Annotated in this window: 19 protein-coding genes and 1 pseudogene; 7 read left to right on the top strand and 13 right to left on the bottom strand. The window is 67.2% G+C overall.

Translation table 11 applies throughout. The features are described from left to right. Positions 1 to 3: 3 nt before the first annotated feature. The 5 genes from betC to QO034_RS17645 form a co-directional block, all read right to left on the bottom strand. Positions 4 to 1,512 (bottom strand): choline-sulfatase, encoded by a 1,509-nt coding sequence (betC, locus tag QO034_RS17665; protein ID WP_284486855.1) that lies wholly within the window; start codon positions 1,510 to 1,512, stop codon positions 4 to 6. Further along, entirely contained in the window at positions 1,509 to 2,081 is a 573-nt protein-coding gene (betI, locus tag QO034_RS17660; RefSeq protein WP_284486854.1) for a choline-binding transcriptional repressor BetI, read from the bottom strand. Before betI ends, betC begins: the two co-directional genes overlap by 4 nt. Before the next feature lie 89 nt (positions 2,082 to 2,170). Further along, positions 2,171 to 3,154, bottom strand: a complete 984-nt coding sequence (locus tag QO034_RS17655; protein ID WP_284486853.1) for a DUF1036 domain-containing protein — start codon at positions 3,152 to 3,154, stop codon at positions 2,171 to 2,173. Between the two features lie 67 nt (positions 3,155 to 3,221). After that, positions 3,222 to 4,127 carry a DMT family transporter gene (locus QO034_RS17650; protein WP_284486896.1) on the bottom strand — a complete coding sequence of 302 codons (906 nt, stop codon included), beginning with the start codon at positions 4,125 to 4,127 and terminating at the stop codon, positions 3,222 to 3,224. 39 nt (positions 4,128 to 4,166) lie between these two features. Further along, positions 4,167 to 4,766 (bottom strand): LysE/ArgO family amino acid transporter, encoded by a 600-nt coding sequence (locus QO034_RS17645; protein ID WP_284486852.1) that lies wholly within the window; start codon positions 4,764 to 4,766, stop codon positions 4,167 to 4,169. Between the two features lie 88 nt (positions 4,767 to 4,854). Between QO034_RS17645 and QO034_RS17640 the strand changes: the two genes are divergently transcribed. The 3 genes from QO034_RS17640 (at position 4,855) to QO034_RS17630 (ending at position 6,824) form a co-directional block, all read left to right on the top strand. Beyond that, on the top strand, positions 4,855 to 5,739 hold the full coding sequence (locus QO034_RS17640; RefSeq protein WP_284486851.1) for a LysR family transcriptional regulator ArgP: 885 nt from the start codon (positions 4,855 to 4,857) through the stop codon (positions 5,737 to 5,739). A gap of 56 nt (positions 5,740 to 5,795) precedes the next feature. Then, positions 5,796 to 6,485, top strand: a complete 690-nt coding sequence (locus QO034_RS17635; RefSeq protein ID WP_284486850.1) for a nitroreductase family protein — start codon at positions 5,796 to 5,798, stop codon at positions 6,483 to 6,485. Between the two features lie 75 nt (positions 6,486 to 6,560). Next, a complete protein-coding gene (locus tag QO034_RS17630; RefSeq protein WP_284486849.1) occupies positions 6,561 to 6,824 on the top strand; it encodes a hypothetical protein in 264 nt (87 codons plus the stop codon). Here the strand turns inward: QO034_RS17630 and QO034_RS17625 are convergent, their stop codons facing one another. Beyond that, positions 6,825 to 7,565, bottom strand: coding sequence for a YebC/PmpR family DNA-binding transcriptional regulator (locus tag QO034_RS17625; RefSeq protein WP_284486848.1), 741 nt, complete (start codon positions 7,563 to 7,565; stop codon positions 6,825 to 6,827). It abuts the gene before it with no gap. 130 nt (positions 7,566 to 7,695) lie between these two features. On the opposite strand from QO034_RS17625, the gene QO034_RS17620 reads away from it, so the two are divergent. The 3 genes from QO034_RS17620 (at position 7,696) to QO034_RS17610 (ending at position 11,959) form a co-directional block, all read left to right on the top strand. Next, positions 7,696 to 9,468, top strand: coding sequence for an SLC13 family permease (locus tag QO034_RS17620; protein WP_284486847.1), 1,773 nt, complete (start codon positions 7,696 to 7,698; stop codon positions 9,466 to 9,468). A 15-nt stretch (positions 9,469 to 9,483) separates the two neighbouring features. Continuing rightward, complete coding sequence (locus tag QO034_RS17615; RefSeq protein ID WP_284486846.1) at positions 9,484 to 10,218, top strand: glutamine amidotransferase; 735 nt, start codon at positions 9,484 to 9,486, stop codon at positions 10,216 to 10,218. 82 nt (positions 10,219 to 10,300) lie between these two features. Further along, complete coding sequence (locus QO034_RS17610) at positions 10,301 to 11,959, top strand: FAD-binding dehydrogenase (RefSeq protein WP_284486845.1); 1,659 nt, start codon at positions 10,301 to 10,303, stop codon at positions 11,957 to 11,959. 101 nt (positions 11,960 to 12,060) lie between these two features. Here the strand turns inward: QO034_RS17610 and QO034_RS17605 are convergent, their stop codons facing one another. From QO034_RS17605 to mgtE, 5 genes are all read right to left on the bottom strand, one after another. After that, complete coding sequence (locus QO034_RS17605; protein WP_284486844.1) at positions 12,061 to 13,839, bottom strand: SLC13 family permease; 1,779 nt, start codon at positions 13,837 to 13,839, stop codon at positions 12,061 to 12,063. A 36-nt stretch (positions 13,840 to 13,875) separates the two neighbouring features. Beyond that, positions 13,876 to 14,805: a DMT family transporter gene (locus QO034_RS17600; protein WP_284486843.1), complete on the bottom strand. Its 930-nt coding sequence runs from the start codon at positions 14,803 to 14,805 to the stop codon at positions 13,876 to 13,878. Next, positions 14,802 to 15,614: a TIGR00282 family metallophosphoesterase gene (locus QO034_RS17595; RefSeq protein WP_284486842.1), complete on the bottom strand. Its 813-nt coding sequence runs from the start codon at positions 15,612 to 15,614 to the stop codon at positions 14,802 to 14,804. The genes QO034_RS17600 and QO034_RS17595 overlap by 4 nt, the downstream gene beginning before the upstream one ends. A 78-nt stretch (positions 15,615 to 15,692) precedes the next feature. Then, positions 15,693 to 16,256: a 5-formyltetrahydrofolate cyclo-ligase gene (locus QO034_RS17590; RefSeq protein ID WP_284486841.1), complete on the bottom strand. Its 564-nt coding sequence runs from the start codon at positions 16,254 to 16,256 to the stop codon at positions 15,693 to 15,695. Continuing rightward, positions 16,253 to 17,644, bottom strand: coding sequence for a magnesium transporter (mgtE, locus tag QO034_RS17585; protein WP_284486840.1), 1,392 nt, complete (start codon positions 17,642 to 17,644; stop codon positions 16,253 to 16,255). The genes QO034_RS17590 and mgtE overlap by 4 nt, the downstream gene beginning before the upstream one ends. Positions 17,645 to 17,776: 132 nt before the next feature. On the opposite strand from mgtE, the gene guaD reads away from it, so the two are divergent. Then, a complete protein-coding gene (gene guaD, locus QO034_RS17580; RefSeq protein WP_284486839.1) occupies positions 17,777 to 19,060 on the top strand; it encodes a guanine deaminase in 1,284 nt (427 codons plus the stop codon). A gap of 150 nt (positions 19,061 to 19,210) precedes the next feature. Here guaD and QO034_RS17575 read toward each other — a convergent pair whose 3' ends face one another. Then, the gene (locus tag QO034_RS17575; RefSeq protein WP_284486838.1) at positions 19,211 to 20,545 is read right to left on the bottom strand and encodes an 8-oxoguanine deaminase; all 1,335 of its coding nucleotides are present in this window, start codon (positions 20,543 to 20,545) and stop codon (positions 19,211 to 19,213) included. 144 nt (positions 20,546 to 20,689) lie between these two features. Further along, positions 20,690 to 20,801 (bottom strand): annotated as a pseudogene (locus tag QO034_RS23450) (IS1 family transposase); the annotation flags it as partial.

Below are 20,801 nucleotides of genomic sequence, written 5' to 3'. Positions count from 1 at the left end.
GCCCTACTCCCCCCGCGGAAAGCGCTGGCTCTCTTCCAGCACGTTCAGGTCCATGTGGTTGCGCATGTAGCGTTCCGAAGCCTTCTGCAGCGGCTGGTAGTCCCACGGGTAATAACCGCCCTGGCGCAGCGCCTCGTAGACCACCCAGCGGCGGGCCTGGCTGGCGCGCACCTCGGCATCATAGGCGGCCAGATCCCATCGCGCCCCGGATTGCGCGCGCAGGGTTTGCAGCGTGCCCTGATGGTCGGGGTGATCCGCCAGATTGGTCAGCTCGTGCGGGTCGGCATCAATGTCGAACAACTGGTCCGGGTCCAGCGCGCAGCGGTTGTATTTCCACCTGCCATGGCGCAGCGACACCATGGGCGCGTCGCTGCCCTCGGCGGCGTATTCGATGGCCACCGGCGCGCTGCGCTCTTCGCCATTGGCCAAGGGCACAAGATCCTGCCCGTCGGTCCAGGGCGCGATCTCAGCCATGTCGACCCCGGCCAGCGCCCCCAGCGTCGGGGTCACGTCCAGCGTCGAGACCGGCGTGTCGATGCGCCCGGCGGGCATGTCGGGTGCGGCGATCATCAGCGGCACGCGGCTGGAGCCTTCGAAGAAGGACATCTTGAACCACAGCCCGCGCTCGCCCAGCATGTCGCCGTGATCGGAGACAAAGACCACGATCGCCTCCTGCCGCGTCTCCTCGAGCACCTGCAGGATCGTGCCGATCTTCGCGTCAAGATAGGAGATATTGGCGAAATAGGCCCGGCGCGACCGGGCGATGTTCTCGTCCGTGATGTCAAAGTTGCGCCAGTCATTGGCGTCGAACAGGCGTCTGGAATGCTTGTCCTGCGCCTCGTAGGGGATAGCAGGCACCGTTGGGGCCAGATGCGCACAATCCGCGTAGAGATCCCAGTATTTCCGCCGCGCCACATACGGGTCATGCGGATGGGTGAAACTGACCGTCAGGCTCCAGGGCCGAGCGTCCCGCCCCCGCGCCAGGTCATAGAGCTTGGCGGTCGCGTGATAGGCCACCTCGTCGTCATATTCCATCTGGTTGGTGATCTCGGCCACGCCCGCGCCGGTGACGCTGCCCATGTTGTGATACCACCAGTCGATGCGCTCGCCCGGCTGGCGGTAATCCGGGGTCCAGCCGAAATCCGCCGGGTAGATATCGGTGGTCAGCCGGTCCTCGAACCCGTGCAACTGATCGGGACCGACGAAATGCATCTTGCCCGACAGGCAGGTGTAATAGCCCGCGCGGCGCAGATGGTGGGCGTAGGTCGGGATGTCGCTGCGGAACTCGGCGGCGTTGTCATAGACCCCGGTGCGGCGCGGCAGTTGGCCCGACATGAAGCTGGCCCGCCCCGGCGCGCAGAGCGGGCTGGCGGTATAGGCGTTAGCGAAACGGGTGGACCGCGCCGCCAGCCGTTTCAGGTTCGGCGCGTGCAGCCAGTCCGCCGGACCATCCGGAAAAAGCGTGCCGTTGAGTTGATCCACCATCAGGATCAGGATGTTGGGGCATGTCATAGGCGGGGCGCCTTCAGCAGATGGAGAACGGACAGGGCCTGGCCGATCGCGGATTCCGGGGTATCCGGATCGTTCAGCGCCGCGCGGATGTAGAGCCCGTCGATCAGCGCCGCCATCGTGTTGGCGGCGGAACGCGGATCGTCCGCAATGCCGCGCAGGGCGTGCGTCAGGTTGGACCGCAGCCGGCGCTGGTAGATCTGCCACAGGCGCAGTGCATCCGGATTGGTCTGCGCCATCACATAGAAGGTCATCCAGGCGCTGATCACATCGGGCGTGAAACAGGACGGTGCAAAGCTCGCCCTGACGATCGCGGCAGCCCGGTCGCCCGGTGCCGCGACGCGCAGCCCGGCGCGGATCTCCGTTCCGAAGTCCGCGAGGATCCGGCGCATGGCGGCCAGAAAGATCTGGTCCTTGCCGCCGAAATAGTGATGGGCGAGCGCGCTGGACATCCCCGCCCGCCGCGCGATCTGGCTGACCGTGACGTCCAGCGATCCGGCGGCTCCGATTTCCGCGATGGTCGCCTTGACCAGCGCCTCGCGCCGGATCGGTTCCATTCCTGTCTTGGGCATGTGATCGGTTCCGCGACTGATGATCCGCGAAGCCTAAAAACTGTTTATTGACTCGTCAATCAATAAAAACACCCGCCCTCGGGCCGTGGTCATTCCGGCCGCCGGTACTCCAGCAGGTTGCCGCGCGGCAGATGCGTCAGGACAAGCCCGTCCGCGGTCAGGCTTTCGATCGCATAGCAGGTTTCGTCGCCCGTTTCCCGGTCCACGCTGACAAGATAGGGTCCCAGGCCATCCGCACCGCCGCATGTGTCCGCGACGCTCAGCCGGTCCGCCCCGGTCGGTCTGTCGCCGTATCGGCCCTGCCGCTCCACCCCGCGCAGGTCGAACCGGTCCTGCGGATCGTCAACCGAAACCCAGGTCCCTTGCAGGGTCCGGATCGCATCTTCCGCATCCGTCGCCGACCGCGCCGCCCCATCGCGCAGCACCGCCATGTCCGTATCGCCTTCGGTGGCCACGACTGTCCCCTGAACGCGAATCGCCGCGGCGGGGTCAAGACCGCGCAGGAAGGACATGACCGGCTCCGCCGTGCGGCCGTCATCCGGCACGACAAAGCGGCGCCCGCCGGCGAAAAACACGCAACCGTTGTCCGCATCGGCCAGACCGCAGCCCTGAAACACCGCGTCAAGGCCGAACCCCTCGCCACCCGCCGCCACGTCCGGGCCTTGCGACAAGACCTCCGACAGGCGAATGGCCGTGTCCACATCGCCGCTTTCAAGGGGAACGCGCCGGAATGCGGCGCTGTCCTGGCCGCGCGACGCGCAATCGTCGGTTTCTTCAAGCCTGAACGGTCCGGCAGAGACGCAGAGCACGGGGCCGTCGTCCGGCGCGCGCCAGTCCGGCGACCTAGCGAAGAGGTAAACGTGCTCGCCGGCCGTCCCGTCCGGAGGGACCGGCGCGCAGATGCCGGGATCGATGGCCCACCAGCCTTCGGACACGCGCTGCCCTTCGGCACCGTATCCGATCGCCAGAACCTGCAATCCCGAGGTGTCGTTGCAAACCTTTACCTCTGCGGCGGCCAGTGCCGGCCCGGCCAAAGCCGCCAGAACCAGGACACGCGCCAGGATTCCCTGCATCCGTTCGCCCTTTTTGTTGCTGCGCCGTCAGACTAGGCGCGACCGGGCAAAGGGCGCAAGCGCTCCCTCATACCTTGGTTGCCGGGGTCGGCGGCGTGATCGGGCCGCGGTTCAGCATCGCCTCGCGCCAGGTGATGAAGGTCACGGAGGCAAGGATCAGCCCGCCGCCCAGCACCACCCAGATATCCACCGGCTCGGCGAACACCAGCGCGCCCAGCGCGGTCGCCCAGACCAGTTGCAGGAATGTGACCGGCTGGGTCACGGCAACCGGCGCCGCCGCAAAGGCGAGCGTCATCGTGTAATGCCCCGCAGTGGCGAAACAGGCGACGCCGAACAGGATGCCCAGTTCCGCCAGCGTCGGCGTCACCCAGACCGCGGCGGCGAAGGGCGCGAGCGCCAGTGTCACCCAGATCGACAGCATCCCGACCACCACCGCGGCGTTCACCCGGTCCGCCGTCACCTTGGCCAGCAGGTAGGAACCGCCGAAAACCACCGCCGCGAGCAGCATCGCAAGATGTCCGGGCAGAATCTCGCGAAATCCGGGCCGCAGGATGATGGCCGCCCCGATCAGCGCCACGACAACCGCGAGAATCCGCCGCAATGCCAGCCTTTCGCCAAGGAAGATGGCCGCCCCCAGGGTCACGTAGACCGGCGCCAGGTAGTTGATCGCCGTCACCTCGGCCAGCGGAATGCGCGTCATGGCAAAGAACCACAGCATCACCCCGATCGCGTGCAGCACGCCGCGTGCGCCGAACAGCGCCAGGAGCCGCCCGGAAATCCGGGTGCGCAGCATCGGACGCAGCATCGGGATCAGGAACACCAGTCCAAGGGCATAGCGCAGGAACGCCTGCTCCGCCGGCGGAATCCGCGGCCCCAGGTATTTGACGATCGCCGTCACCGCGACGAAACACACGCCCGTGACCAGCATCCAGAATATCCCGACCATCGGGCGGGCAGTGCGTGCGCTCTCCATGCGGGTGTTGAACACCCAATCCGGCGCGGGTTCAACCCTTCACATGATAACAAGTTTGACGGCGATCATCCACATGACGGCTCCGATCAGCGCATCCAGGATCTGCCAGGCGCGCGGGCGCGCGAAAAGCGGTGCAAGCAGGCGCGCGCCGTAACCGAGGCCGAAGAAAAAGACGAAGCTGGCGGTCATCGCCCCCAAGGCGAAGCCCAACCGATCGTCGTATTGCGCCGAAACCGAACCGATCAGGACCACCGTGTCCAGGTAGACATGCGGGTTCAGCCAGGTGAAGGCGAGCACCGTCAGCAGCGCCGTAGACAGCCTGGACCCGGCGGTCGCGGCCGCCTGCAATGCGCTGCCGCCGCGCCAGGCCCGGCGAAAGCTCAGCAGGCCGTAGCCAAAAAGGAACGCGGCGCCGCCAAAGCGCATCGCCAGTTCGAACCCCGGCTGTCGTGCCGCCAGCGCGCCAAACCCCGCAACTCCCGCGCCGATCAGGACCGCATCGGACAGGGCGCAGGTCAGAGAGACCCAGAACACGTGTTCGCGCCGCAGACCCTGCCGCAGCACAAAGGCATTCTGCGCGCCGATCGCCAGAATAAGGCTCAGGCCCAGAAAGAAGCCGGGCAGGAAAGAACTGGTCATCTGTTGTCCGTTGTCGGGTCCGGGTTTGACTAGAAGCCGGGCGGGGATTATTCAAATTAAATCCGAATACCCTGATTAAGAAACTCTAATGAAGTTCGACCCGCACCATCTGGCCGCCCTGGCCGCCGTTCTGCGCCGTGGCAGCTTCGAGGCGGCGGCGGCGGATCTGTCGGTCACGCCCTCGGCGATCTCCCAGCGCATCAAGGCGCTGGAAGATCGCGTCGGCGCGGCCCTGGTGCTGCGCGGCGCGCCCTGCTCCGGCACCGCGGCCGGGATCCGGCTGGCCAAGCATGCCGAAGACGTGTCGATGCTCGAGGCGCTGGTCAGCCGCGACCTGTCGCTGGACCGGCCCGAGGGTCCGGTGACCCTGCGCGTCGCCGTGAACGCGGACAGCCTGGCCACCTGGTTCGTCGGCGCGCTGTCGCGGGTGCCGGACGTCCTGTTCGACCTCGTGATCGACGATCAGGACCACAGCGTCGACTGGCTGAAACGCGGCGAGGTCAGCGCCGCGATCACGTCGCAGGCCGCGCCCGTCACCGGATGCGACGCGGTCGGGCTGGGACGCCTGCGATACATCGCGACCGCCAGCCCCGCCTTTGTCGCGCGCTGGTTCGGCGCGGGGATCACCGCCGACAGCCTTGCCCGCGCACCCTGCCTGACCTTCAATGCCAAGGACATGCTGCAACGGACCTGGATCGCCGAAACGCTTGGCCTGCGCATCTCGCCTCCCACCCATTTCCTGCCCTCGACCCATGCGTTCGTGGACGCCGCTCTGTCCGGGTTGGGGTGGGGGCTGAACCCGCAGTCGCTGGTCGAAGGGCATCTGCGGGCGGGCAGGCTGGTGACGCTGATCCCCGACACGCCGCTCGACGTGGCGCTGACCTGGCAGGTCAACCGCATCATGGCCCCGTCGCTCGCGCCGCTCACCCGCATGGTGCGCAAGAACGCGCGGAACATCCTGCGGACAGGTTGAGGTTGCGTCACGCCCCGGCCACGGCGATAACGGCCCGAAACCAGTTGGAGCCGACCATGTTCGCCAAGGAAACCCTGACCTACGACGCCATTCCCCTGCCCGACCGCGCGGACATGACGGATGCCGAAATGGCCCGCGCGGCCGCCGGGTTTCTCGACCGGATGCGCAAGCGTCATTCGGTGCGGGACTATTCCGACCGGCCCGTCGGCAGGGAGGTCATCGAAAGCTGCATCCGCACGGCGGGCACCGCGCCGTCCGGGGCGAACCACCAGCCATGGCATTTCGCGGCCATCGCCGACCCGGCGCTGAAACAGCGCATCCGCGACGAGGCCGAGGAAGAGGAACGCCGGTTCTACGCCGGGGGCGCGGGCGACGAATGGATCAAGGCGCTCGAACCGATCGGCACCGACGCCCACAAGCCGCACCTGACCATCGCGCCCTGGCTGATCGTGGTCTTCGCCCAGCGCTGGGGCGAATTCGAGGACGGCACGCGCTACAAGAACTACTACGTGCCGGAAAGCGTCGGAATCGCCACCGGCTTCCTGCTCGCGGCCCTGCACCACGCCGGCCTGTGCGCCCTGACGCACACGCCGAACCCGATGAAATTCCTGAATGCCGCCCTTGGTCGCCCCGCGTCGGAAAAACCGACGATGATCATCGCCGCCGGTCATCCGGCCGCCGATGCGACCATCCCCCGCGTCGCGAAGATCAAGAAACCGCTGGATCGGATTTCATCTTTTTTCTGACGGTCGTAAAAAAATGTCCCGGAGACCGGCGTTTCGTGCAACAATATTACCGACACATCGCCAGGAGCCCCGAGCATGCCCAAGTTCAACACCCGGTTCGAATTGAACGTCCGTGACATCGAACTGATCGAAACCGCGCTGCAGAGCCGCAAGAAGGATCTGTCGATGATCCGCCTCGGCCTGCTCGCGGATACCGCGCCATCGGCCGAAACCTCCGAGAGGCTGGCCGCGCTGGACGAAACGCTTGCGGATATCCACCGTCTCCTGGGCCGGCTGCACAATCAAAAAGTGTTCTTCAGGCCCGACGCGAAGGCCCCCGCGCCCTATGTCAGCGGCTGATCAGAGCTGTTCCATCACCGCGTCGGAGGCTTCGAAGTTGGCGGTGACGCGCTGAACGTCGTCGTCGTCTTCCAGCGCGTCGATCAGCTTCATCAGCTTCTGCATTCCTTCGAGATCCAGTTCCGTGGTCGTCGTCGGACGCCAGACCAGCTTGGTGCTTTCGCTTTCGCCGAGTTCGGCTTCCAGCGCGGTCGCGACCTCGTTCAGATCGGTGTCCGCACACCAGATCACATGCCCGTCCTCGGAGCTTTCCACATCCTCGGCCCCGGCCTCGATCGCCGCCATCATGACCGTGTCGGCGTCGCCCACGCTGGCGGGATAGGAAACCTCGCCCTTGCGGTCGAACATGAACCCGACGCTGCCGGTTTCCCCGAGATTGCCGCCGTTCTTGGTAAAGGTCGACCGCACGTTGGACGCGGTGCGGTTGCGGTTGTCCGTCATCGCCTCGACGATCACCGCAACCCCGTTGGGACCGTAGCCCTCATAGCGGATCTCCTCGTAATCGTCGCCCTCGCCGGCCTGGGATTTCTTGATCGCCCGGTCGATCACGTCCTTGGGAACGGATTGCGATTTCGCTTCCTTCACCGCGAGGCGCAGGCGCGGGTTCTTGTCGGGGTCCGGATCGCCCATCTTGGCCGCGACCGTGATTTCCTTGCTGAGCTTCGAAAACAGCTTCGACCGCGCGGCGTCCTGCCGTCCCTTGCGGTGCTGGATGTTTGCCCATTTTGAATGGCCGGCCATGTTGTTCTCCGTCAGTGAAACGTTCGCGGGTCTGCGCGGCTCTATAGGGCAGACAGCGGTGCGAGAGCAAGCCGTCTGTCCGCAGTTCCGGCATCTGGCCAAGGCCGCCGCCTCGCCCTAGGGTGTCGCAATGACCCAGGACCAGATCATTCTCTTCGCGCTCTTCGCCGCCGTCTTCGGAATGCTCCTCTGGGGCCGGTTCCGCTATGATCTCGTGGCGTTCTCCGCCTTGATGCTGGGCGTCGTTCTCGGCGTCGTGCCGGTCGAAGACGCCTTCTCCGGGTTCGGCCACCCGGCGACGCTCGTGGTAGCGCTGGTCCTGATCGTTTCAGCGGGTCTGGTGCGATCGGGGGCGGTGTTCCTGATCACCCGGACGCTGGTGGACAGCAGCCGGTCGCTGGGCAGCCATATCGCGCTGATGGGCGGCATAGGCGCGGTGCTGTCCGCCTTCATGAACAACGTCGCGGCGCTGGCGCTGCTGATGCCGGTCGATATCCAGACCGCGCGCAAGGCGGGGCGCAATCCGGGCCTGTCGCTCATGCCGCTGGGCTTCGCCACCATCCTCGGCGGCATGGTCACGCTGATCGGCACGCCGCCCAACATCATCATCGCGACCATCCGGCAGGAATCGCTCGGCGAACCGTTCCACATGTTCGACTTCGCTCCGGTCGGCGGCATTGCCGCAATCGCCGGTCTCGCCTTTGTCGCGCTGATCGGCTGGCGGCTGATCCCGCAACGGCCGGGCGACACGACCGGCGCCTCCGACCTCGCGCAATACATCGCGGAACTGACCGTCCCCGAAGAATCCGACCATATCGGCAAGCGGCTCGCGGAACTGGACGAAGCCGCGGAAAAGACCGATGTGGCGATCATCGGCCTGATCCGTGACGGCAAGCGCCGTTACGGCCGGGCGGCGAATGCGCTGCTGAAGCCCGGCGACACGCTGGTTCTGGAAGCCCGCCCCGACGCGCTCGACGAATTCCGCTCGGCGCTGAAGCTCGACTTTTCCGATGCCAAGCGGCAGGAGATGATCACCGCCGCCGGCGAAGGGCTGGAAGTCGTCGAGGTCGTGGTTCCGGAAACCGCCCGGATCGCCGGGAAGACCGCGCAGGGCATCGGCCTGGCCTGGCGGAAGAGCACGGTCCTGATGGGCATCTCGCGCCAGGGCCAGCGCATCACCAGGCACATGCGCCAGACCGAAGTCCTGCCCGGCGACATCCTGCTCCTGCTCTGCCCGCGCGACCACGGCGCCGATGTGACCGAATGGCTCGGATGCCTGCCGCTGGCGGCACGCGGCCTGAGCGTGACCGCCAACGAAAAGGTCTGGCTGGCGATAGGACTGTTCGGGGCTGCCGTCCTGGCCGCCAGCCTGGGGCTGCTCTACCTGCCGATCGCGCTGGGACTGGTCGTGGTCGCCTATGTCTTGACCCGGATCCTGCCGGTCAGCGAGATCTACGACCATATCGAATGGCCGGTCGTGGTGCTCTTGGGTTCGATGATCCCGCTCGGCGCGGCGTTGGAAACCTCTGGCGGCACGCAACTGATCGCCAACGGGCTGACCGGGCTGACCGCAGGCATGCCGGCCTGGGTCATCCTGACGGTGCTGATGGTCGTCACGATGACCCTGTCGGACGTGCTGAACAACACCGCCACCACCATCGTCGCGGCCCCGGTCGGCATCCAGATGGCGCAGAGCCTGAACGTGTCGCCCGACCCGTTCCTGATGGCCGTCGCCGTGGCCGCCTCCTCGGCGTTCCTGACGCCGATCGGGCACAAGAACAACACCCTGATCCTGGGTCCCGGCGGCTACCAGTTCGGCGACTACTGGCGCATGGGGCTTCCGCTGGAAATCATCGTCATCGCGGTGTCGATCCCCGCCATTCTCCTCTTCTGGCCCCTCTGACCGCAGGCGCGCGCAATGAAACCCTTCCTGATCCTGCAACTACGCCCGGAAACCGATGCGGCGGATGACGAATTCGCCGCGATCCTGCGCAAATGCGCCCTGCCGGCCGGGCGCGCCCGCCGCATTCGTCTCGATTGCGAGGACCTGCCGGCAGGGCTGGACGTGACGGACTATGCCGGCGTGATCGTCGGCGGCGGCCCCGGCTGCGTCAGCGACCCACCCGACCGGAAGACCGCCATGGACATCCGGATCGAAACGCAGATCATGGGGCTGATGCCGCAGATCACCGACCGGGATCATCCCTTCATGGGCTGCTGCTACGGGCTCGGCATTCTCGCCCATCACCTGGGCGGCGAGGTCAGCAAGGCGCGTTTCGGCGAACCGGTCGGTCCGTCGGACTGCACGCTGACCGAGGAGGCGGCAAACGACCCGCTGACCGCCGGCCTGCCTGCTGCCTTCCAGAGTTTCGTCGGCCACAAGGAAGCGGTGCAGGCGCTGCCGCCGGGCTGCGTGCATCTGGTGCGCTCCGAACCTTGCCCGTTTCAGATGGTCCGGTTCGGCCGCAACGTCTATGCGACCCAGTTCCATCCCGAAGCCGATGCCCACGATTTCGAACGCCGAATCCGGATCTATCGCGATCACGGCTATTTCCCGCCCGACGAGGCGGACGCCCTGATCGCCGTCTGCCATGCGTCCTCGGTCACGGTGCCCGGCGAGATCCTGCGCCGTTTCGCCGCCCGCTACGGATGAACCGCCGGCCCGCGCCGCCTTCGCCATTGCCCGCGTCCCCGCTCCTCGCCTAGGCTGGCGCGACGGGAGAAGGGAACAACCGATGGACACCGCGGATGTGATCATTGTCGGCGGCGGACTGGCCGGGCTGGCCGCCGCCGCGGAACTCGGCGATCGCGGAAAATCGGTGCTGCTTCTGGATCAGGAACCGGAACATTTCCTCGGCGGCCAGGCCTTCTGGTCGCTGGGCGGCCTGTTCATGGTCGACACCCCGGAACAGCGCCGCATGGGCATAAGGGACAGCCGCGATCTGGCCGCCGCAGACTGGATGGGCAGCGCGCAGTTCGACCGCCCCGAAGACGCCTGGCCCCGCAAATGGGCCGAGGCCTATCTCGACTTCGCCGCCGGCGAGATGCGCCCCTGGCTGCACGCCATGGGCATGCGCTGGTTTCCCGTCGTCGGCTGGGCGGAACGCGGCGGCGCCTTCGCCGCCGGGCACGGCAATTCGGTCCCCCGCTTCCACATCACCTGGGGCACCGGCCCCGGCGCGATGGCGCCCTTCGAACGCCGGGTGCGCGCCCACGCGGAGTCCGGGCTGATCCGGATGCGGTTCCGCCATCGGGTCAGCCGCATCCTGATGGAAAACGGCGCCGCGAAAGGCGCCGCCGGTGAAATCCTCGCGCCGGACCCGACGGAACGGGGCGGCAGCACCAGCCGCGACGTGACCGGGGATTTCGAATGCCGCGCCGCCGCCGTCCTGGTCAGCTCCGGCGGCATCGGCGGCAATCTCGACCTGGTCCGGCAGGCCTGGCCGGTGGACCGGCTCGGCCGCGCGCCGGCCCGCATGGTGGCGGGGGTGCCCGCGCATGTGGACGGGCGCATGATCGGCATCAGCCAGCAGGCCGGCGGGCAGGTGATCAACGGCGACCGCATGTGGCACTACACCGAAGGGGTGCGGAACTGGAGTCCGATCTGGCCGAACCACGGCATCCGCATCCTGCCCGGCCCGTCGTCGCTGTGGCTCAGCGCCCGCGGCCACCGGCTGCCGCCACCCTGCCTGCCGGGATTCGACACCCTGACGACCCTGCGCGAGATCCTGAAGACCGGCCATGACTACAGCTGGTTCGTGCTCACCCAGAAGATCATCGAAAAGGAATTCGCCTTGTCCGGTTCCGAACAGAACCCGGATCTCACCTCCGGCCGCTGGCTGGAGGTGATCAGAAGTCGCCTGCTGTCCGGCAAGGGCGCCCCCGCCCCGGTCGAAGCCTTCAAGCGGCATGGCGAGGATTTCGTCGTCGCCGACAGCCTGTCCGGCCTGGTGCGGGGCATGAACCGGCTCACCGGCAGCGACCTGATCGACGAAACCGACCTCGCCACCCTGATCCGGACCCGCGACGGGCAGGTCGACAATCCCTTCACCAAGGATGCGCAGCTGATGGCGATCCACGCCGCCCGGAACTACCGCGGCGACCGGCTGCTCCGCACCGCGAAGCCGCACCGGTTCCTCGACCCGGCCAACGGCCCGCTGATCGCGGTCCGGCTGAACATTCTCACCCGCAAGACGCTGGGCGGGCTGCAGACCAATCTCGACAGCCAGATGATCGGCGCCGACGGCAGCCCGATCCCCGGTCTCTTCGCCGCCGGAGAAGCCGCCGGGTTCGGCGGCGGCGGCTATCACGGTTACAACGCCCTGGAAGGCACCTTCCTGGGCGGCTGCATCTTTTCCGGCCGCGCCGCGGGCCGCGCCGCCTCCATCGCCTGAACCGCCGCGCCTGTTTTCCTCTTGCCGGAAATACTCCGGGGAGTTTGAGGGGCAGCGCCCCTCATCGCCGGCGCCAGGAAAAGCGGAACAGTGCCCTCGCGCTACAAGGGCCAGATCAGCGGGATCAGGGCCGACGCCAGAATCCCCATGGACAGGTTGAGCGGGATTCCGACCTTCATGAAATCGGTGAACCGGTAGCCGCCGGGACCGTAGACCAGCATGTTGGTCTGATAGCCGATGGGCGTCGCGAAGGACGCCGAGGCCGCGATCATCACCGCGACCACCAGCGGACGCGGATCGAACCCCATGGCGCCGGCCAGACCGATGGCAATGGGCGTCACCACCACCGCCACCGCGTTGTTGGACACCAGTTCCGTCAGCACCGAGGTCAGCAGGTAGATCGCCCAGACCACGAGGAAGGGCGGCAACAGTCCGAGCGACGGCGCGATGCTGTCGACGATCAGCTGCACGGCCCCGGAACTTTCCAGCGCCGCCCCGATGGCCAGCATCGCGAAGATCAGCGCCAGCAGGCGGCCGTCGATGAAGGAAAACGCCTCCTCGGCGTCGATGCAGCCGGTGATCAGCACCAGCGCCACCGCCAGGATCGACAGGAACAGGATCGGCGCCACCCCGAAGGCGGCCAGAACCACGATTCCCAACAGCGCGAGGACCGCGATCGGCGCGTGGTTGCGGCGAAAGGCGCGGGCCGAAGGGTGGCTCACATCCACCATCTCCATGTCCACCGCCAGGCGCTGGATGTCACCCGGCGCGCCCTCCAGCAGCAGCGTGTCGCCGACCCGCACCACCAAGTCGTCCAGCTGCCGGCCGATGTTCTGGTTGCGCCGGTGCACCGCCAGCACGTAGACGCCATAGCGCCGCCGAAGCCGCAAGGCCCCCAGAGAACGGCCCACCATCTTGCAGCCCGGCGTGATCAGAACCTCCACGGTCGAGGTTTCGACCGCCGACACCTGGTCCACCCGCTTGAGTTCCTTGTTGGCCTGAAGGCTGAGAAGCTCGGTCATCTGGGTGCGCAGAACCACCCGGTCGCCGACCTGAAGCTCCACCCCCTTCAGGTTGCGACGCAGCGACACGTCGCCCCGGACCACGTCGACCAGCCGCACACCTTCGCGCTTGAACAGCTGCACCCCGGTGACTTCGCGCCCGATCAGGTTGCTGTCGGGCGGGATCACCGCCTCGGTGAAGAACTTCATCCGCGACCGGTCGCTCAGCATCATCGCCATGCTGTCGCGCTCGGGCAGCAGGCGCGGGCCGAACAGGCGCAGGTAGATCATCCCCCAGCCCACCACCGCCAGCCCCAGCGGCGTGATCTCGAAAATAGTGAAGGGTGTCAGCCCGTTGGCCCGCGCGACCCCGTCCACCAGCAGGTTCGTGGAGGTGCCGATCAGCGTCAGCGTGCCGCCCATCACCGCCGCATAGCTCAGCGGAATCAAGAGCTTGCTGGCCGCGATATCCAGCGTCCGGGCCAGCTGGATGAAGACCGGGATCATCACCACCACCACCGGTGTGTTGGACACGAAGGCAGAAGCCATGACCACGAAACAGATCAGCATCCCCACCGCGAACCGCGGATTGATCGAGGCTTGCCGCTGCGCCACAGAGGTAAAGGCGTCCAGGGCCCCGGTGCGCACCAGCGCCCCCATGATGATGAACATGGCGGCGATGGTCCAGGGCGCCGGGTTGGCCAGCACCGGCAGCGCCGCCTCATAGGGCAACACGCCGGTGACGAGCATCAGCGACACGCCGGCGATGGCGACCACCTCGGTCGGATAGGTCTCGCGAAGAAACAGCACGAACATCGCGCCCACGATGACCAGCGACAGAATCGCGCTGCCGGTGTCGGAAAGCTGGAATAGATGCATGATTGTCTGGTTTGGCCCGGGCGCTGCGGAAATCGGCTAGCGGGCAGTCTCCCCGATTGACGGTCCGGGAGCAAGGGGCTCCTTCCGGCGCGGTTGCACGAGAAACACGCCCGCCAGGACGAGGCACAGCGCCATCCAGATATAGGGCGAATAGCTTTCCCGCAGGATCGCCAGCGACGCCAGGACGCCGAACCCCGTGACCAGATAGCTGACCTGGGCCGAAAAGACCGACCCCGCCCGCCCGACCAGCCAGACATAGCCGGCATAGGTCGCCGCGTGGATCAGCGCGCTGGCGATCAGCGCCCATTCCGGCGGGCCGTAGGACCGGAACGGCGAAATGAACTGCCCGGTCGCGAGCGCCAGCGGCAGCGACAGGGCGGCGGCCACCAGCGACCCGCCGGCGAGAACCTGCACCGCGTCCAGACCGGCGGTGCCCCAGCGCGCCACGTAATTGCCTTCGAACGCGTAGCAGAGCGGCGCGACCAGCGCCAGCGGCACCCAGGCCAGCATCGCCGGATCGGGCAGGCTCGTCTCCGGCAGCACCAGGATCAGCACCCCGGCCAGACCGACGCTCAGCCCCGCCAGGCGGCGCAGGCTGAACCGGTCCAGCCCCAGCGCCAGCGCCACCGGGAAGGCGAGCATCGGCACCAGCGACAGAACGATCGCCATCACCCCGGCCGGCAGATGCGCGATGGCCTGGTAGGAGGCGGCATTCGGCAGCAGCGTGCCCAGCAGCGCGATCACCCCGTATGCGCGCAGGGCCGCGCCGGTCACCGGCAGGCGCTTGCCGCGCAGGCCGAGCACCGCGCCCAGAAAGGCCACGCCGATCGCCACGTCCCAGAAGATCAGGCCGAAATGCCTGTGACCGGTGCTCACCGCGATCTTGCTGAGCGGAATCGTCAGCCCCCAGCACGCCCCGAGAACGATCAGAACGCAGGTGTAGAACGCGATCTCCCGCGCGGTCATGGCGCGGCCTGCTCCAGCCGCCCCCCGATGCGCACCATCCGCACGGCCCTGGCGGCGCCGGTGCGGTCCTCGGTCTCGACGAACAGGCCGGACAGGGTCGCCTCGCCCGTTGCCGGGGTGAACCGCGCCTTGGGCATGCCGGTGATGAAGCGACGCATCGGTTCGGCCTTGTCCATGCCGATCACCGAATTGTAGTCGCCGCACATCCCGGCGTCCGACAGGTATCCGGTGCCCCCCGGCAGCACCTGCGCATCGGCGGTCGGAACATGGGTGTGGGTGCCCACGACGAGGCTGGCGCGCCCGTCGCAATAATGCCCCATCGCCATCTTCTCCGATGTCGCCTCGCAATGCATATCGACGATCACCGCATCGGCCAGGCCGCCGCGCGGATGCGATTTCAAAATCGGTTCCACCGCCGAGAACGGATCGTCAAAGGGGCGTTTCATGAACACCTGCCCCAGCACCTGCATAACCAGCACCTTGCGCCCGTTCCGCGCGGTGAACAGCCTGAAACCCTTGCCGGGGGCGTTCTTCGCGAAATTCAGCGGCCGGATGATCCGAGATTCGCCTTCGATGAACTGCAACATGTCCTTCTGATCGAAGGCATGGTCGCCCAGGGTCAGGCAGTCGGCCCCGGCATCCAGCAACGCCTTGGCATGCTCGCCCGACAGCCCCATCCCGTTGGTGGCGTTCTCGCCGTTGACCACAACGAAATCCAGCCGCCAATCCGCCCTCAGGCGCGGCAGGTGTTCGGTGACGGCGGCGCGCCCCGCGCGGCCCATCACATCGCCCAGAAACAGTATTCTCATTCCAGCGGTGTTAGAGACTGCCGGGGCGGAGGGCAAGCACCCCTGAGAGGCCCGCCGCCGCGCCGGAGCCGCGCCCGGTCAGCGGCCGGCGGTCAGCACCCGGCGTTCGGTCACGATCAGGTCCAGCGTCTGGTCGGTCGGCTCCAGCGGCAGCGAATCGGCCTCCTGCGCGTCATAGGCGAAGCCGATCGCCAGCGTCGCCCGCCTCGCCCGCAGGCGTTCCAGAGTCCGGTCGTAGAACCCGCCGCCATAGCCCAGCCGCCCGCCATGCCGGTCGAAGGCCACCAGCGGAACGATCAGGATCTCGGGCTCGAAGAAATCGTCCACCACCGGAACACGGGCGCCGAACGGCCCGTCGCGCAGGGGACCGTCCGGCGTCCACCGGCTGAACAGCAGGGGCTGCCCCGCCCCGGAGATGACCGGGACTCCGACCGGGCCATGGGCGGCGGCCTCGGCCATCGCGGGCAAGGGGTCGATCTCGGTCCGGATCGGCAGGAATCCCGCCAGCGGAACCCCGCGATACCCGGCAAGAACCCCGGACAGCAGCGCCGACCCGGTGCCGTCCGCCGCCGCATGCGCCGCCTTGCGGCGGGCAAAGGCGGCCTTGCGCGCGGCGTCTTTCGCCGCCGCCGGATCCGTCACAGCAGCACCACGGCGGCCAGCCCGAGAAAGGCGAAAAATCCGACCACATCGGTCACGGTGGTCACGAAGGTGCCCGAGGCCAGCGCCGGGTCCACGCCCATCTTGTCCATCGCGATCGGGATCACGGTGCCCGCCAGCCCGGCCATCGCCAGGTTGATGACCATCGCCGCCGCGATCACGTAGCCCAGCACCGGCGAGCCGAACCAGACCAGCCCGACGACTCCCATTACCACCGCGAAAACCAGCCCGTTGAGCAGCCCCACGATCAGTTCGCGCCGGATCACCCGCCACACGTTCGACCCGGTCAGGTCGCGGGTCGCGAGGGCGCGCACCGCCACGGTCAGCGACTGGGTGCCCGCGTTGCCCCCCATCGAGGCCACGATCGGCATCAGCACCGCCAGGGCGACGAACTGCGCGATCGTCGCTTCGAACTGGGCGATGACCAGCGACGCCAGGATCGCCGTCAGCAGGTTCACCCCCAGCCAGGGCAGCCGCCGCTTGGCGGTTTCGGCGACGCTGTCGGACAGCGAGCTTTCCCCCACCCCGGCGAGACGCAGGATGTCCTCCTCGTGTTCCTCGTCCAGCACCGCCATCGCGTCGTCGATGGTGATGACCCCGGCCAGCCGGCCTTCGTCATCCACCACCGGGGCGGAAATCAGGTGATACTGGTTGAAGGCATAGGCCACGTCCTCTTCGTCCTGCGTGGCCGGGATCACCCGGAACATCTCTTCGGTCAGGTCGCGCAGCGGCACCTCGCGCCGCGCGCCCATCAGCTTGCCCAGCGTCACGTTGCCGATCGGATGCAGCCGCGGATCGACCAGCACGACATGATAGAACTGGTCGGGAAGATCCTCGCTGGCGCGCAGGTGGTCGATGGCCTGCCCCACGTTCCAGTGCTCGGGCGCCATCACGACCTCGCGCTGCATCAGGCGCCCGGCAGAGCCTTCGGGATAGGCCATCGCCTGTTCGACCGCGACCCGGTCGGCGTCCTCCAGGACCCCCAGGATGGCTTCCTGCTGCGGCTCCTCCAGATCTTCGATCAGGTCGACGACATCGTCGCTTTCCAGTTCCCGGACCGCCTCGGCCAGCACGTTCGGGGCCAGGTAGGAAATCACCTCCTCGCGGATGCTTTCGTCCAGCTCCGACAGGATTTCACCATCGAATTCATGGGCATAGAGCCTGATCAGCCGTTCCCGGTCATAGGGTCCGATCTGTTCCAGAAGGTCGGCGATATCCGCCTGGTGCAGCGGCTCCATCAGCTCGGTCAGAAGCGCCTGATCGCCCGCCTCCACCGCATCGAGGATCGCGGCGACCGCCCTGCGGTCCAGCGTGTAGTCGGAGTCCTCGCGGGTCGGCTCCGCCTCGGTCCGGTCGTTGCCTGTCGTCATGGTCTGCCCCCCGCGGTTGACCGCAAACTAAAAGAAGCCGCCATCGGAAAACAATGACAATAGCGCGATTTACCCGAAGTTTCCGACGCGGTAAGGTCTGCTCCGGACTCTGGCGGCGGAAAGGGCGACGGAATGGGCGACACGGTGATCCTGAAAGGCCAGGTCCTGTCCTTCACGGCCTCTCCCTTTTGCCCCGAGCCGACCGGGGCGGCGCGTTTCGACGACGCTCTGGCCATGACCGGCGGCAGAATCGCCGCCGTCGGCCGGCTCGACACGCTGCGCGCGGCCCATCCGGACGCGCGCATCCTGGACTACGGCGGCCATGTCATCATGGCCGGTTTCGTCGATGCCCACGTGCATTTCCCGCAGACCGCGATCATTGCAAGCTGGGGCAAGCGGCTGATCGACTGGCTGAACAGCTACACCTTTCCGGAAGAAATGCGATTTGCCGATCCGGCCTATGCCGCGCGGATCGCCGCGCGCTATCTCGACCTCACCACGGCCCATGGCACCACCACCATGTGCAGCTTCGCCACCATCCATCCCGAAAGCGTCAACGCCTTCTTCGCCGAGGCGCAGGCGCGCGGACAGCGGGTCGTGGCGGGCAAGACCTGCATGGACCGCAACGCGCCGGAAGGGCTGCGCGACACGCCGCAGAGCGCCTATGACGACAGCAAGGCGCTGCTCGACCGCTGGCATGGCGTGGACCGGATCTCCTATGCGATCACGCCGCGTTTCTCGCCCACCTCGACGCCCGAACAACTGGACGCCATGGGCGCGCTCTGGGCCGAGCGCCCGGACTGCCTGATGCAGACCCATCTCAGCGAACAGGTGGACGAGATCGCCTGGGTGAAGAACCTCTTCCCCGCTGCGCGCGACTATCTCGACACCTACGAAGCGCATGGCCTGCTGGGCGCGCGCGGGCTCTACGGCCACGCGATCCACCTGGAAGACCGCGAACGCGCGCGGCTGCGCGAGGTGGGCGGCGCGCTGATCCACTGCCCCACCTCCAACACCTTCATCGGCTCGGGGCTGTTCGACCTGGCCGGGCTGATGGCCGGCGGTCACCGGATCGGGCTGGCCACGGACACCGGCGGAGGATCGAGCTTCTCGATGCTGCGCACCATGGCCGCCGCCTACGAGATCGGGCAGTTGCGCGGAACCCCGCTGCACGCCGCGCAGCTCCTGTGGCTGGCGACCGCCGGTTCGGCAGAGGCGCTGCACCTGGGCGACCGGATCGGCAACGCGGTCGCGGGCCACGAGGCCGACCTGATCGTGCTGGACCTCGCCTCCACCCCCGCCATCGCCCAGCGCCACGCGGAAGCCGGCGACATCTGGGACTCCCTCTTCGCGACCATCATGATGGGCGACGACCGGGCGATCCAAGAGGTCTGGATCGGCGGGAGGCGGACCTGATCCAAAGGTGCGCCTACGGCGCATTCCCTTCATCAGGATGAGGGGCGCTGCCCCTCAAACTCCCAGGAGTATTTCGTGCAAGAGGAAGGAACGCGGAGGGTTCATGCGTAGGCGTCCACGGGACCGCCGGCATGCCAGGGCGTGATCGGTTCACCCCGCCAAAGCCGAAGCCAGACGGTTCTGCCGAGCGATCACCGCGTTCAGGTCCAGCGTCGCGATCTGACCGTCGGCCACCACCTGCCGCCCCTCCACGAACAGGTGCTTCACCCGCGTCGGCCCCGCCAGCAGCAGCGCCGCCGGGTCCCAGCTTCCGGCGCTTTCCACGCCCGAAACATCCCAGACCGCGATATCGGCGCGTTTCCCGACCTCCAGCCGGCCGCAATCGGGCCGGCCCAGCACATCCGCCCCGCCGCGCGTCGCGATCTCCAGCGCCTCACGCGCGCTCATCGCGTCGGCCCCGCGCGCCACCCGCTGCAACAGCATCGCCATCCGCGTCTCCGCGACCAGATTTCCGGAATCGTTGCTGGCCGATCCGTCCACGCCCAGCCCCACCGGCACCCCCGCATCGCGCATCGCCCGCACCGGCGCGATGCCGCTGCCCAGACGGCAGTTGGAACAGGGACAATGCGCCACCCCGGTTTTCGACCGCGCGAACAGGCCGATCTCGCCGCCGTCGAGTTTCACGCAATGGGCATGCCACACATCCGGCCCGGTCCAGCCGAGATCCTCGGCATATTGCCCCGGACGGCAGCCGAAATTCTCCAGGCTATAGGCGATGTCCTCGTCGTTCTCCGCCAGGTGGGTGTGCAGCATCACGCCCTTGTCCCGCGCCAGCAGCGCCGCCTCGCGCATCAGATCGCGGCTGACGGAAAACGGCGAACAGGGGGCGATTCCGACCCGGCACATGGACCCTTCGCCGGCATCGTGATGGGCGTCGATCACCCGGATGCAATCCTTCAGGATACCGGCCTCCCGCTCCACCAGCGAATCGGGCGGCAACCCGCCGTCGCTCTCGCCGATGCTCATCGCGCCCCGCGTCGGGTGAAAGCGCAAGCCGATCCCCGCGGCGGCGGCGATGGTATCATCCAGCCGCGACCCGTTCGGAAAGAGGTAAAGATGATCCGACGACAGGGTGCAGCCCGACAGCGCCAGTTCCGCCAGCCCGACCTGCGCCGACACGAACATCTCCTCGGGGCCGAACCGCGACCAGATCGGATAGAGCGTCCGCAGCCAGCCGAACAGCAGCGCGTCCTGCCCGCCGGGCACCGCGCGGGTCAGGGTCTGGTAGAGATGATGATGGGTGTTCACCAGCCCCGGCGTCACCACGCAGCCGGTGGCGAACTGGATCGGCCCGGTCGTCGCCAGGTTTTCGCCGATCTCCGCGATCACCCCGTCGCGGATCAGGATATCGGCGCCGGCGAGTTCGCGGCGGGCATCGTCCATGGTCAGGACGGTATCGGCATTTCGGATCAGGAATTCGGCCATGTCGGTCTCCACACTTCAGGGGCACCCGGTTCGGAAATGAAGTGTGACCGCAGCCGACAGAATACGGGCCAAGGACTCGGCGGCGCCGCGACGCTAGCCTGATCGGGCCGCCGGTTCAACCCCGCTCAGTCTTCCGGTAGTGGGTCAGTTTGAATTATCTTTTTTGCGAGGCTTGTAGGGGCCGCGCTTTTTCGGTGCTGGCTCTGCCGCATCAATCAAGGCAACGATATCTTCAACTTCCCACGGGCTGGCTGAC

The sequence above is a fragment of the Sedimentitalea xiamensis genome, assembly GCF_030164465.1.
Lineage (GTDB): Bacteria > Pseudomonadota > Alphaproteobacteria > Rhodobacterales > Rhodobacteraceae > Sedimentitalea > Sedimentitalea xiamensis.
The sequence above is the reverse complement of the archived record's forward strand: the minus strand, read 5'-3'. Positions and strand labels throughout refer to the sequence as shown.